Here is a 12,430-nt window from a genome sequence, read left to right on the forward strand (position 1 = left end):
TACTGACTTTCTGGTTATTAATTATAATCGTGCGTAAAAGTTTTTAGTGACTTTTGCGTCATTAATCTTGAGACGTACAACGTCCGGCCGCACTCGAGCATTTGGGGTGCCGGACAAACTCAAGACTAGAGAAGTGTGTTCATGCCTGTAGACCATTACGAAAATTTTCCTGTTGCATCATTTTTACTGCCGCGCCGCCTGGTGCCCGCCGTCGAGGCTATCTATGCCTTCGCCCGCAGCGCCGACGACCTGGCCGATGAAGGCGACGCCACGCCGGCCGAACGCCTCGCGGCCCTGCACGCCTATGAAGAGGCGCTGGGCCGCATCGACCGCCAGGAAGGCCATGCCGGCGAGAACGCCGCCATGTTCGAACGCCTGGCCGCCGTCATTGCCAAACACCAGTTGCCGCTGAAGCCGTTTTACGATCTGTTGTCCGCCTTCAAGCAGGATGTGGAAACGACGCGCTACGCGAGCTACGACGACGTGCTCGATTACTGCGCCCGCTCCGCCAACCCCGTGGGGCTGCTGATGCTGCACCTGTACGGTGCGGCCGATGAACAGAATGTACGCGATTCCGATGCCATATGTTCAGCTTTGCAACTAATTAATTTCTTGCAAGACGTCGCCATCGACCAGCAAAAAGAGCGCATCTACCTGCCGATGGAAGACTTGAGCCGCTTTGCCGTCTCCGCCGCCGCCTTCGAGCGGCCCGAGGCGCACGGCAAGTGGAGCGCCCTGATGCGCTTCGAAGTGACCCGCGCGCGCGCGCTGATGCTGTCCGGCGCGCCGCTGGCCCTGCGTTTGCGCGGACGCATCGGCTGGGAACTGCGCCTGGTGGTGCAAGGGGGATTGCGCATTCTCGAGTGCATCGAAGCCGTCAATTACGACGTGTTCCGGCGCCGTCCCAAGCTGGAGAAACGCGACTGGCTGATCATTTTCTGGCGCGCCCTGCGCATGTCGCGCAAAAGCTTGCATCAAGAGACACAAGTAAAAACGGCTTTTCCCCCGTCGCCCACTCTGTAAGACGATAGAATAGCGGCTTCGATCTGCAACCCTTGCTCTTTTGACTATGTCTCCCGACGAATACTGCCAACAAAAGGCCGCCCAGAGCGGCTCCAGCTTCTACTACAGTTTCCTGTTCCTGCCGGCCGAGCGCCGCAAGGCCATCACGGCCCTGTACGCCTTCTGCCGCGAAGTCGATGATACGGTCGACGAATGCACGGACGAAGCCGTGGCACGCACCAAGCTGGTCTGGTGGCGCAAGGAAGTCAAGGCCATGTACGAGGGCAACCCCACGCATCCCGTGATGCGCGCGCTGCAGCCGCACCTGGACATCTATAAACTGGAAGAAAAGCATTTGCAGGCCATCATCGACGGCATGGAAATGGACTTGAACCAAACCCGCTACCTCGATTACCAGGCCATGAGCCGCTATTGCTGGCATGTGGCCAGCGTGGTCGGTATCTTGTCGGCCAGCATCTTCGGTGCGACCCGCCCGGAAACCCTGCTGTACGCGGAAAAGCTCGGTCATGCCTTCCAGCTGACCAACATCATCCGCGACGTGGGCGAAGATGCGCGCAAGGGGCGCATCTATTTGCCGATCAGCGAATTGCAGCAATTCAATGTGACGGCGGCCGACCTGCTGAATGCGCGCCACAGCGAAAACTTTGAAAACCTCATGCGTTTCCAGGTGGCGCGCGCGCAAAAGGCCTACGACGAGGCATTCGCGCTCTTGCCTGCCGAGGACCGCCGCGCCCAGCGCCCGGGCCTGATCATGGCCGCCATCTATCGTACCCTGCTCAATGAAGTCGAGCGCGACGGCTACCATGTGCTGAAACAGCGCATTTCGCTCACGCCGATCCGCAAACTGTGGCTGGCCTGGAAAACCTGGGTTCGTGGCTGACAAGGCCGTGAAGCAACGCTACGCCGTCATCGGCGCCGGCTGGGCCGGCTGCGCGGCAGCCATGGAACTGGCGCGCGCCGGTCATTCGGTGACCGTGTTCGAGGCGGCGCGCACCCTGGGCGGACGCGCGCGCCGCGTCGAGCGAGAAAATACGCTACTCGACAACGGCCAGCACATCCTGCTGGGCGCGTACACGGAAACCTTGCGCCTGATCAAGCTCGCGGGGCAAGACCCTGGCGAACTGATCCTCACCTTGCCCCTGCAGATGCGCTATCCGGCGGACTCGGGCGGCATGGATTTCATCGCGCCGCGCCTGCCCGCGCCGCTGCACCTGGCGTGGGCCCTGCTGCGCGCCAAAGGTTTATTGCGTGCCGACAAGCTGGCCCTGATGCGTTTTTCCACGGCCATGCGCTGGATGGGCTGGCAGCTATACAACGATTGCACGGTCAGCGAACTGCTGCAGCGCTTCGACCAGACGGAGCGCTTGAACCGGCTGATGTGGCATCCGCTATGCCTGGCCGCACTCAACACGCCGCCCGAGCGGGCCTCGGCCCGCGTCTTCATCAACGTGCTGCGCGACAGCCTGGGCGCATCGCGCCGCCGCGCATCCGACATGCTGATCCCGAAAGCGGATTTGAGTACCCTGTTGCCCGACGCGGCCGCCCGCTATGTGGAACGGCATGGCGGCACAGTGCACACGGGCGCCAAGGTCGACGCCTTGCAGGCGCTGGCCGATGGTTGCTGGCAGCTTGATGAGACCGGCACCTACGACGGCGTCATCATCGCCACCTCGTCCGTGCAGGCGGCCAGCCTGCTGCAGGGCTTGCAGGACGCCCGCCTCGACGAGGCTATTGGCCGCATGCAAGCTTTCACGCCGGAAGCCATCAGCACCTGCTACCTGCAATACGACGCCTCGGTGCGCCTGGACTTGCCGTTCTATGCCCTCGTCGATACGCCGGAGCAGCAGCACTGGGGCCAGTTCGTCTTTGACCGGGGCCAGCTCGACAGCAAGCAGGCTGGCTTGCTGGCCGTCGTCGTCAGCGCGTCAAGCGCTGCCGCCGAGCAAGGCCATGGCCCGCTGGCGCAAGCGATCGCGGCGCAACTGGCGCAGGTGCTGCAACGCCCGGAACTGGCGCAACCTGCCTGGACCCAGCTGATCACGGAAAAGCGCGCCACCTTTGCCTGCACGCCGGAGCTTGCCCGCCCCGGCAACGCCAGCGGCGTGCCGGGCTTGCTGCTGGCTGGCGACTACACGGCCAATGATGACCGGACGCAAGATTATCCGGCCACCATCGAGGCGGCCGTACGCAGCGGCGTGGCGGCGGCCAAAGCCGTCACCACGGGCAAGGCGGCAAAACAGCCTTGACGGTGCATCCTGCCCTGGCGTCGCTCGCCCCCGCGAAATTGCATTCTGTCGCACCGTGCTGGTGCGCTCGCGTGCGCTTGGGTACAGTCTGATCATCGACAACGTCCATGCCACGGGAAATACCATGCACACCACCTTGCACTTGAAAAACAGCTTGAAAGCCGTGGCGCTGCTCGCTTGCGTGGCGCTGGCCACCTTGATCGTTGTCAGCGTACAGCAGGCATCCCATGCGCCATTGCTGCTGAGCCAGGCAAGCATGCTGCTGCCGGCAATGGGCTGAAGCGGCAAAGCGGACTGACAGGAAGAATATGATGAACAAGCAAGATTATCTCGACGCACTGCGGCGCGCGCTGGAAGGCTTGCCACCGGACCTGGTGGCCAAGACCCTCGATTATTACGAACAGACCTTCATCGAAGGCGCTGCGGCCGGCCGCAGCGAGCAGGAAATCGCCGACGACCTGGGCGACCCGAAAAAAATCGCCCTCACCTTGCGCAGCAGCACCCACCGCCAGGCTTTCGAGCAAAAGAAGACCCCCGTCAACCTGCTGCGCCTGCTTGTCTCGCTCGTGGGCCTGGCCATCTTCAACCTGTTCATGGTCGTGCCTGCCGCCGTGTATGCGGCCCTGCTGGCCGCCCTGTATGCCGCCGGCCTGAGCTTTTACCTGGCCGGCATCGCCATCACGGCCAGCGGCTTGTCCGGCGCCAACGAACTGGTGCTCGACGGCCCGCTGCGCCACGTCTTCATCCATGACGATGACGGCGGCGAAGGCGGCGAACGGCGCGAAACGCGCATCACCATCGGCGACACGGGCATCGAAGTCGATCACCTGCCCGGCCCCGTCAAAGCCGAGTCCGAGTCCGAGGCGCCGGGCGCGTCATCGCGCGTGATGGAGCGGGCCGAAGCGCTGGCCGGTGGCGGCATCCGCATTTCCACGGACATGGACCGCGACGCGCGCACCACGCAAACCGTCTTCGGCGTGGGCATGCTGCTCGGCGGCATCGCCATCTTCCTGCTCAGTCTCGTGGTCACTCGCTATACCTTGATCGGTATCAAGCGCTATGTCGCCATGAATGTCTCCCTGCTCAAAGGTCACTAGAAAGGCTGCCATGAAACGCTTGCTCAAAGTTGGCCTGTCCATGCTCTTGCTGGCACTGGTCCTGATCGCCATGTCGTATGCGGCGCTGCGCGCCAAGGGTATCAGCAATCCCAGCAGCGCCGCCGGCCGCGCCGTGCGCAGCGAAACGCGCCCGGTTGCCGCCAATATCAACAGCATCGACCTGGCCGGCCCCATCGACCTGGTGCTGCGCCGCGGCGCCACGCCATCGCTGAAAGTGAGCGGCGAGCAGCGTTTGCTGTCGAACGTCGACACGACGGCCGATGGCACGACCCTGCATATCGGTCCGAAAGGCATGCTGTTCCACCATCGCCAGCCGCTGCAGGTGGAACTGGTGCTGCCAGCCCTCGTGCGCGTGGAAGTACACGGCAATGGCGACAGCAAGATCACGGGATTTTCCGGCGACAGTTTTATCCTGGAATTGACGGGTTCGGGCGACGTCAGCTTCACGGGACGCTACAAGCAGGTGCAAGCGACCGTCAACGGCAGCGGCGACCTCGACATCAACGCCGGCAACAGCGACAGCGTGGTGCTGGAAATGGTGGGCTCCGGGCGCATCGCCGCCAGCGGCAACACGAAATTCCTCCGTGCCGACCTGAGCGGATCAGGCGACATCGATGCCGAGCACCTGGCCGCCGACAAGGCCAGCGTCAGCCTGCAAGGCTCGGGCACGAGCACCGTCTTCGTGCGCGACGCGGCCAACCTGACCCTGCGCGGCAGCGGCGACATTAACGTCCACGGCAACCCGCGCCAGCGCGAGACGCAAAAGAGCGGCTCAGGCGATATCACCTGGCATTGACCTTCTCTTCCAGCCAACTGACCGCCTGCTCGCCGGCCGCCTTGCCTTGCGCCAGGCAGGCCGTCAGCAGGTAGCCGCCCGTCGGCGCTTCCCAGTCCAGCATTTCCCCCGCCACGAAGACGCCCGGCATGGCGCGCAGCATGCTGCCGTCGATGCCGTCGAACACCACGCCGCCGGCGCTGCTGATGGCTTCATCGATGGGACGCGGGCGCACGAGCGTGACGGGCAGCAGCTTGATGGCGGCCGCCAGCGTCGCTTCATCGGCGAAGTCGGCCGCGCTCAGGCACTCGCGCAGCAAGCCCGATTTCACGCCCTTGATGCCCAGGCGGCTATTCAGGTGGCTGGACATGGAACGGGCGCCACGGGGGCGCGTCACTTCCTCGAACACGCGTTCATGGCTGTGGTCGGGCGCCAGGTCGAGCCAGATGGTCGCGCTGCCGTCGCGTGCGATCTGCTCGCGCAGCGCGGCCGACAAGGCATAAATCAGGCTGCCTTCCACGCCGCCCGCCGTGATGACGAACTGGCCCTGGCGCTTGATCCGCAGGCCGTCGATGTCATGCGCCGTGATGGCAACGGTCGTCAGCGGTTCGCCCGCATGGCGGCTGCTGAAATGCGCGCTCCAGTCCACGTCGAAGCCGCAATTGGCCGGCGCCAGCGCTGCCACGGCCACGCCCTGCCCTTGCAGCAGCGGCACCCAGGCGCCATCGGAACCGAGCCGCGCCCAGCTGCCGCCACCGAGCGCCAGGATCACGGCGTCGAAGGCGCGCAAACGCTCGCCGTCCGGCGTGGCAAACGCCAGCTGGCCATCCTCATCTTGCCAGCCCGTCCAGCGGTGGCGCATGTGAAATTGCACGCCCGCTTCGCGCAGGCGGTGCAGCCAGGCGCGCAGCAGGGGCGCCGCCTTCATGTCCGTCGGGAAGACGCGGTTCGAAGAGCCGACAAAGGTCTCCACGCCCAGGCTGTGCACCCAGTCGCGCACCTTTTGCGGGCCGAACTGGTCCAGCGCAGGCTTCACCCGGTGCGCCTGCCTGCCGTAGCGCGAGACGAAGGGCTGGTAGCCTTCCGCATGCGTGATGTTCATGCCGCCGCGCCCCGCCAGCAGGAACTTGCGGCCGACGGACGGCATGGCGTCAAACAGTTCCACCTTGGCTCCCAGGCCGGACGCCGCCTGGGCGGCCATCAGGCCGGCGGGGCCGCCGCCGATGACGGCGATGTGAAACGGAGGGGAACTGGAGTTGGTCATGGCAAGCTGGAAGACGGTGAAAACCCCGGCATTTTAGTCGAGATAAGGCCGGTGGATGGCAAGAATGCCGAAAAATGATGCATACTGCGCGGACATGCCGCAACGATCGGCTTTGACTTCACGAGACAACGAGACGACAAGAGGAGAAACACATGGGCGCAGGATTCTGGATTTCCCGCTATTTGCTGGCCAGTTCGATTTTATTCATCATCCTGACGGTGGTCGAGTACAGCAAGGGCACGCCCAGCCAGGCCGATATCCTCAGCGCGCTGGCCTGGTCGCTGGTGGCCTCGGCCATCTTCATCGGCTCGAAATACTGGCGCTACCGGAAAGCCGTCGCCTGCGCCACGTGCAGCGGGGACAAACCAAAAACCAAGTCGCGATAAAAAATGGCCGCATCAGCGGCCATTTTCTTGAGTCAGTATTCTTAACCGCCCGTCACGGGCGGGAAAAACGCCACCTCGTCGCCATCACCGATCAAGGTGTCGGCATCGCACATCACCTGGTTATGCGCCATGCGCAGCGCGCGGCCTTGCGCCAGCGCGTATTCCCAGTTGCCGCCGCGGGCGATCAGCAGCGCTCTCACCGCACCCACCGCCAGCGGCTCGGCTACTTCCAGCACTTCATGGCCGGTGCCCACCAGCTCACGCACGCTGGCAAAAAATCGCAGATTGATCTTCATCGATACTTCCTCAGTACAGCAATTCGTTAAACGGGATAAAACGCAGCATGTCGCCGCGCGCAATCGACAGCCCCGGCGGGCAATCGATCAAGCCGTCTCCCCACACGGTGGACGTCAGCACGCCCGAACTCTGGTTGGCGAACAGTTCCAGCTCGCCCTCGTCATTGACCTTGGCGCGCAAGAACTCGTTGCGCTTGTCCGCCTTCAGGCGTTCGAACGCGGCCGGCAGCTTGTAGCTGCGCGGCGCCAGGTTGCCCGCCACGCCTTGCAGGCGCAAAATGAACGGGCGCACGAACAGCAAAAACGTGACAAAGCTCGACACGGGATTGCCGGGCAAGCCGACAAAGAACGCCTCCCGCACTTCGCCAAACGCCAGCGGTTTGCCTGGCTTGACGGCAATCTGCCACATGTTCAGCCGCCCTTCCGCTTCCACGGCCGGCTTGATATGGTCTTCCTCGCCCACGGACACGCCGCCCGAGGTGATGATCAGATCATTGCCCTGGGCCGCCTGGCGCAGCACGGCCTTGGTTGCTTCCAGACTGTCGGGCACAATGCCCAGGTCCGTGATCTCGCAACCGAGGTTTTCCAGCAAGCCGCGCAAGGTAAAGCGGTTCGAGTTGTAGACGGCACCCGGCGCCAGCGGTTCGCCGGGCATGGCCAGCTCGTCGCCGGTAAAAAATACGGCGACGCGCAGCTTGCGCAGCACAGGCAGCTGCGCCAGTCCCACCGAGGCGGCCAAGCCCATTTCCTGGCTGCGCAAGCGCCGGCCCGCACCGAGGATTTCGCCGCCGGCGCGGATATCCTCGCCCTGGCGGCGCACCCATTCTCCCGCTGCCGGCACGTGGTTGACCGTCACCACGCCGTCCGCCACCGTGCACTGCTCCTGCATCACGACGCAATCGGCGCCGTCCGGAATCAGGGCCCCCGTGAAAATGCGCGCCGCCGTCCCCGGCTGCAAGGGCTGGCCCACGTGGCCGGCCGCGATGCGCTGCGACACGGGCAAGCTGGCCGCGCCGCTGGCGCAGTCACTGGCGCGCACGGCGTAGCCATCCATCTGCGTGTTGTCGCGCTCGGGCACGTTCAGGGTCGACGTTTGCGCGGCCGCCAGCACGCGGCCGTTGGCGCACATGGTGTCGACCAGCTCCACGTCGGCCACCGGACGCGCCGCGCCCAGCATGAAGGCTTGCGCCTCGGCCACCGACAGCATCGGTTTGCGTTGTGCGGTCGGATCGCTCATCACAAGCCCGTATTGGCGGCGATATACGCCTTCATTTTTTCCACGTCCGCATCCATCACGACGAACTTTTGCGGCAAGTCTTCGATGTTCTCGAAGCCGGCTGGCCGTTCCGCGTCCACGCCCAGCGCTTCGAGGATGGTTTCGTTGAACTTGGCCGCCAGCGCCGTTTCCAGCACGATCATCGGCACGTTCGGTTCCAGGTGCTCACGCGCCACCTTGATGCCGTCGGCCGTGTGCGTGTCGATGGTAATGCCGTAGTCGTCGGCCACGTCGCGGATGGTGTCGAGGCGGTCCTGGTGCGTGGACTTGCCCGACTTGAAGCCATACTTGGCCACCAGCTTGAACTCGTCGCCATCGCTGCCAGGCTTGCCGGACAAGTCGAAGCCGCCGTGCGTTTCCACTTTCGTAAACAGGGCGCGCACGCGGTCGCTGTCGCGGCCCACGAGGTCGTAGACGAAACGCTCGAAGTTCGACGCTTTCGAGATATCCATCGACGGGCTGCTCGTGTGGTACGTTTCGGCCGACTTGCGCACGCGGTAGACGCCCGTGCGGAAGAATTCGTCGAGCACGTCGTTTTCATTCGTCGCCGCCACCAGTTTCGAGATCGGCAAGCCCATCATGCGGGCGATATGGCCGGCGCAGATATTGCCGAAGTTGCCCGACGGCACCGTAAACGACACTTTTTGCTCGTTGCTGGTGGTGGCCGCCAGGTAGCCGCGGAAGTAGTAGACGACTTGCGCCACGACACGCGCCCAGTTGATGGAGTTGACGGTGCCGATCTTCTGCTTGGCCTTGAACGGCAAGTCGTTCGACACGGCTTTCACCATATCCTGGCAATCGTCGAACACGCCTTCGACGGCGATGTTGACAATGTTCGGGTCTTGCAGGCTGAACATCTGCGCCGTCTGGAAGGCGCTCATTTTCTTGTGCGGCGACAGCATGAAGACGCGGATGCCCTTCTTGCCGCGCATCGCATATTCGGCCGCGCTGCCCGTGTCGCCCGACGTGGCGCCGAAGATATTGAGTTCGGCGTCGTGCTTGGCCAAGGTGTATTCGAACAGGTTGCCCAGCAGCTGCATGGCCATGTCCTTGAAGGCCAGGGTCGGGCCGTTCGACAGCGCCTGCAGCATCAAGGTGGTCTGGCCACCCTTGACGGCGTTTTCTTCGAGCACGCGCAGCGGCGTGATGTCGGCCGCGTTTTCGCCGGCGCGGGCGTTCTTGTAGACTGCCTTGGTATAGGTTTTCGCCGTCAGTGCCTTCAGGTCCGCAGCCGGGATATCGGTGGCGAACTTCTTCAGGATTTCGAATGCCAGGTCGGCATACGACAATGTGCGCCAGGCATTGAGCTCGGCACCAGTGACTTGCGGGTAGTGTTCTGGGAGGTACAGTCCGCCATCGGGGGCCAGGCCGCCCAGGAGGATGTCGGAGAATTGCTGCTGATTCGATGGCGCTTTATCAGCGCGGGTAGACACGTAGTGCATAAATTTGAAGAGTCCAGTTGAGCTGAGTGCGGTTGATCATGAATGGCAGCGGATATTATAGTGCCAGCCGCCGCCCAAGGCGAATCGCGTGGCGCCCGCCTGATCAAGATGTGACAATTGGAGCGCCTGCCTATTATCAAACAAGCCATAATTGCATGAGATCAAGCCAGGCGAACATGGCTGGCGTACGCACTGGCGCGCACCGGCGATTTACGTCACACTGTGCTGAGTATCCCTTGCCACGATCATTATTGGAGTCGAGAACCGGCCATGTCGCTGAGTAAAAAACCATATCTGCAAAGCGCCGCGCTGCGCTCCGACGCCGTCGTCGACCTCGATCACTATCCATTCACCATCCCCGCCATCCGCGACTTCGTGCACATGGATTTCCACCGCGACGTGACGTTTTTCGTGGGCGAAAATGGCAGCGGCAAGTCGACCATGCTCGAAGCGCTGGCCGTGGGGCTGGGCTTCGGCAAGGATGGCGGCACGCGCAATGTGCGCATCGCCCTGCCGTCGGACGAGGAATCGGGCTTGCACGCGCACTTGCGCCTGAGCAAGAGCTATAAAAAACCCGAAGACAGCTATTTCCTGCGCGCCGAGAGCTTTTTCAACGTCGCCACCTACATGGACGAGATGCCACAGGAGTACCTGGAGAGCTACGGCGGCAAGTCGCTGCACGCGCAATCGCACGGCGAAGCGTTCATGGCGACCTTGATCAACAAGCTGCGGGGCAAGGGTTTATACCTGCTGGACGAACCCGAGGCGGCCCTGTCGCCGAGCCGCCAGATGGCGGCGCTATCCGTGATCCACCAGCTGGTGCAGGACGACTCGCAGCTGATTATCGCCACCCATTCGCCGATCTTGCTCGCCTACCCGAACGCGAAAATCCTCATGTTTACGGGCGGCGGCATCCACGAAGTGGCGTATGAAGACACGGAACACTATGCCGTGACGCGCGATTTCTTGAATAACTACCCGAGGAGGCTGGAGCAGTTGTTTGAGGAGGAGTGAAGGTGGTGTCTTGCTACTGTGGTCATGTCGGCTTACGCGCTTTGCGCTAAGCCGACCTACGCCGACCTACGCCGTCCAACGCCCATCTGCGACATTGCCATTCACCGTAGGTCGGATTAGCGCGTGAGCGCGTAATCCGACAACACCATCAGGGCATCAACAGGCAGCGTGATTGACGGTAATCACATGCACGGCCAACCCGCCCAGCGACGTTTCCTTGTACTTGTCCTGCATGTCCGCGCCCGTCTGGCGCATGGTTTCGATGACTTCGTCGAGGCTGACGAAATGCGTGCCGTCGCCCTTCAGCGCCAGCGAGGCGGCCGTGATGGCTTTCACGGCGCCCATGCCATTGCGCTCGATGCAGGGGATCTGCACCAGGCCGCCGATGGGGTCGCACGTCATGCCCAGGTGGTGTTCGATGCCGATTTCGGCCGCGTTTTCGATCTGTTCATTCGTGCCGCCCAGGGCCGCCACCAGGCCGGCCGCGGCCATGGCGCAAGCGACTCCCACTTCGCCCTGGCAACCCACTTCGGCGCCCGAGATCGAGGCATTGCGCTTGCACAGCATGCCGATGGCCGCTGCCGTCAGCATGAAGCGGCGCACGCCGCCCACCGGGTCGCTGGGGCGGCAATCCTGCGCGTAGTAGCGCAACACGGCCGGGATGATGCCGGCGGCGCCGTTGGTCGGCGCCGTCACGACCCTGCCGCCGGCCGCGTTTTCCTCGTTGACGGCCATCGCGTACAGGCTGACCAGGTGCACGGCGTCGTGCGGCAAGTCGTTGGCGCGGTTGTCGGACGCTTTCGCCTCCTGCGCCAAGCGCCACAATTTCGCGGCGCGGCGCTTCACGTTCAAGCCGCCCGGCAGGTTGCCCGTCGTTTCCAGGCCGTGCGCGATACAGTCGCGCATGACGTGCCAGATGCGGTCCAGGCCCGCGTTCAATTCCTCATCGCTGCACTTGACGCACTCGTTCGCGCGCAGCATTTCAGGGATCGACAAGCCGCTTTCGACGCCATGCGCCAGCAACTGCTCCATGGTGTCGAAGGGGAAGACGACTCGCGCGCTGGCGGCCGATTCCACGGCCGCTTCGGCATGCGCCGCAGTTTGAACTTCCTCGGCCTCGCGGATAAAACCGCCGCCAATCGAGTAATACACCTTGTCGACACGGCTGCCGTCCGCCAGTTTCAGGGTAAAACGCATGCCGTTCGGGTGTTCGGGCAGCGATTCGCTCTTGTGCCAGACCAGGCCCGTGGCGGCCGTGAATGGCACCACGTGCGTACCCAGCAAGGCGATCTCGCCGGCCGCCTCGATGGCGGCCAGCTTGCTGTCGACTTCATCGGGTGCCACGTTTTGCGGCGTTTCGCCCATCAAGCCAAGAATGACAGCCTTGTCCGTCGCATGGCCCACGCCCGTCAGCGCCAGCGAGCCATACAGGGCCGCCTCGGCGCCCACTACCTGGTCCAGCGGACCGTATTCGACCAGAAAACGCCGCGCCGCCACCATCGGTCCCACCGTGTGGGAACTCGACGGCCCGATGCCGATTTTAAACAGGTCAAATACGCTCATGTCCATGTAGTGTCTCTTTATTTAGTA

The 12,430-nt window shown here is 63.3% G+C and carries 13 protein-coding genes; 8 read left to right on the forward strand and 5 right to left on the reverse strand.

Annotated elements, in window-relative coordinates; translation table 11 throughout:
- The first annotated feature begins 141 nt into the window (after positions 1 to 141).
- The 6 genes from hpnC (at position 142) to KO538_RS19725 (ending at position 5,183) form a co-directional block, all read left to right on the forward strand.
- Positions 142 to 1,023, forward strand: coding sequence for a squalene synthase HpnC (gene hpnC / locus KO538_RS19700; RefSeq protein ID WP_219329387.1), 882 nt, complete (start codon positions 142 to 144; stop codon positions 1,021 to 1,023).
- Between the two features lie 46 nt (positions 1,024 to 1,069).
- Complete coding sequence (hpnD, locus tag KO538_RS19705) at positions 1,070 to 1,903, forward strand: presqualene diphosphate synthase HpnD (protein WP_139092815.1); 834 nt, start codon at positions 1,070 to 1,072, stop codon at positions 1,901 to 1,903.
- On the forward strand, positions 1,896 to 3,269 hold the full coding sequence (gene hpnE / locus KO538_RS19710; RefSeq protein ID WP_219329388.1) for a hydroxysqualene dehydroxylase HpnE: 1,374 nt from the start codon (positions 1,896 to 1,898) through the stop codon (positions 3,267 to 3,269). Before hpnD ends, hpnE begins: the two co-directional genes overlap by 8 nt.
- Before the next feature lie 124 nt (positions 3,270 to 3,393).
- The gene (locus KO538_RS19715) at positions 3,394 to 3,549 is read left to right on the forward strand and encodes a hypothetical protein (protein ID WP_161781480.1); all 156 of its coding nucleotides are present in this window, start codon (positions 3,394 to 3,396) and stop codon (positions 3,547 to 3,549) included.
- A gap of 28 nt (positions 3,550 to 3,577) precedes the next feature.
- Complete coding sequence (locus KO538_RS19720) at positions 3,578 to 4,366, forward strand: DUF1700 domain-containing protein (protein ID WP_257620461.1); 789 nt, start codon at positions 3,578 to 3,580, stop codon at positions 4,364 to 4,366.
- 10 nt (positions 4,367 to 4,376) lie between these two features.
- Complete coding sequence (locus KO538_RS19725; protein WP_070301869.1) at positions 4,377 to 5,183, forward strand: head GIN domain-containing protein; 807 nt, start codon at positions 4,377 to 4,379, stop codon at positions 5,181 to 5,183.
- Here KO538_RS19725 and KO538_RS19730 read toward each other — a convergent pair.
- Positions 5,170 to 6,426 carry a TIGR03862 family flavoprotein gene (locus tag KO538_RS19730; protein ID WP_219329389.1) on the reverse strand — a complete coding sequence of 419 codons (1,257 nt, stop codon included), beginning with the start codon at positions 6,424 to 6,426 and terminating at the stop codon, positions 5,170 to 5,172. The two genes, KO538_RS19725 and KO538_RS19730, sit on opposite strands and share 14 nt — an antisense overlap.
- Positions 6,427 to 6,578: 152 nt before the next feature.
- Here KO538_RS19730 and KO538_RS19735 point away from each other — a divergent pair, with 152 nt between their 5' ends.
- Positions 6,579 to 6,812: a hypothetical protein gene (locus KO538_RS19735; protein ID WP_034751041.1), complete on the forward strand. Its 234-nt coding sequence runs from the start codon at positions 6,579 to 6,581 to the stop codon at positions 6,810 to 6,812.
- 41 nt (positions 6,813 to 6,853) lie between these two features.
- Here the strand turns inward: KO538_RS19735 and moaD are convergent, their stop codons facing one another.
- From moaD to thrC, 3 genes are read right to left on the reverse strand one after another with little or no spacing between them, the layout of a single operon-like run.
- On the reverse strand, positions 6,854 to 7,108 hold the full coding sequence (moaD, locus tag KO538_RS19740; protein ID WP_034751044.1) for a molybdopterin converting factor subunit 1: 255 nt from the start codon (positions 7,106 to 7,108) through the stop codon (positions 6,854 to 6,856).
- A 10-nt stretch (positions 7,109 to 7,118) separates the two neighbouring features.
- Positions 7,119 to 8,345: a gephyrin-like molybdotransferase Glp gene (gene glp, locus KO538_RS19745; protein ID WP_034751056.1), complete on the reverse strand. Its 1,227-nt coding sequence runs from the start codon at positions 8,343 to 8,345 to the stop codon at positions 7,119 to 7,121.
- A complete protein-coding gene (gene thrC / locus KO538_RS19750; RefSeq protein WP_070301878.1) occupies positions 8,345 to 9,826 on the reverse strand; it encodes a threonine synthase in 1,482 nt (493 codons plus the stop codon). The genes glp and thrC overlap by 1 nt, the downstream gene beginning before the upstream one ends.
- A 270-nt stretch (positions 9,827 to 10,096) precedes the next feature.
- Here thrC and KO538_RS19755 point away from each other — a divergent pair, with 270 nt between their 5' ends.
- Positions 10,097 to 10,840: an AAA family ATPase gene (locus KO538_RS19755; protein ID WP_034751064.1), complete on the forward strand. Its 744-nt coding sequence runs from the start codon at positions 10,097 to 10,099 to the stop codon at positions 10,838 to 10,840.
- 156 nt (positions 10,841 to 10,996) lie between these two features.
- Here KO538_RS19755 and KO538_RS19760 read toward each other — a convergent pair whose 3' ends face one another.
- The gene (locus KO538_RS19760) at positions 10,997 to 12,409 is read right to left on the reverse strand and encodes an L-serine ammonia-lyase (RefSeq protein WP_219329390.1); all 1,413 of its coding nucleotides are present in this window, start codon (positions 12,407 to 12,409) and stop codon (positions 10,997 to 10,999) included.
- Positions 12,410 to 12,430: the final 21 nt, after the last annotated feature.

It is taken from the genome of Janthinobacterium sp. NKUCC08_JDC, from assembly GCF_019345575.1.
GTDB lineage: Bacteria > Pseudomonadota > Gammaproteobacteria > Burkholderiales > Burkholderiaceae_D > Janthinobacterium > Janthinobacterium aestuarii.

Bases quoted from the DNA above. Each gene is read 5' to 3' on its own strand.
- KO538_RS19730 (WP_219329389.1), bottom strand. From the start codon at position 6,426: ATGACCAACTCCAGTTCCCCTCCGTTTCACATCGCCGTCATCGGCGGC.
- moaD (WP_034751044.1), bottom strand. From the start codon at position 7,108: ATGAAGATCAATCTGCGATTTTTTGCCAGCGTGCGTGAGCTGGTGGGC.
- KO538_RS19720 (WP_257620461.1), top strand. From the start codon at position 3,578: ATGATGAACAAGCAAGATTATCTCGACGCACTGCGGCGCGCGCTGGAA.
- KO538_RS19760 (WP_219329390.1), bottom strand. From the start codon at position 12,409: ATGGACATGAGCGTATTTGACCTGTTTAAAATCGGCATCGGGCCGTCG.
- KO538_RS19725 (WP_070301869.1), top strand. From the start codon at position 4,377: ATGAAACGCTTGCTCAAAGTTGGCCTGTCCATGCTCTTGCTGGCACTG.
- KO538_RS19735 (WP_034751041.1), top strand. From the start codon at position 6,579: ATGGGCGCAGGATTCTGGATTTCCCGCTATTTGCTGGCCAGTTCGATT.
- KO538_RS19755 (WP_034751064.1), top strand. From the start codon at position 10,097: ATGTCGCTGAGTAAAAAACCATATCTGCAAAGCGCCGCGCTGCGCTCC.
- KO538_RS19715 (WP_161781480.1), top strand. From the start codon at position 3,394: ATGCACACCACCTTGCACTTGAAAAACAGCTTGAAAGCCGTGGCGCTG.
- hpnD (WP_139092815.1), top strand. From the start codon at position 1,070: ATGTCTCCCGACGAATACTGCCAACAAAAGGCCGCCCAGAGCGGCTCC.
- glp (WP_034751056.1), bottom strand. From the start codon at position 8,345: ATGAGCGATCCGACCGCACAACGCAAACCGATGCTGTCGGTGGCCGAG.
- thrC (WP_070301878.1), bottom strand. From the start codon at position 9,826: ATGCACTACGTGTCTACCCGCGCTGATAAAGCGCCATCGAATCAGCAG.
- hpnC (WP_219329387.1), top strand. From the start codon at position 142: ATGCCTGTAGACCATTACGAAAATTTTCCTGTTGCATCATTTTTACTG.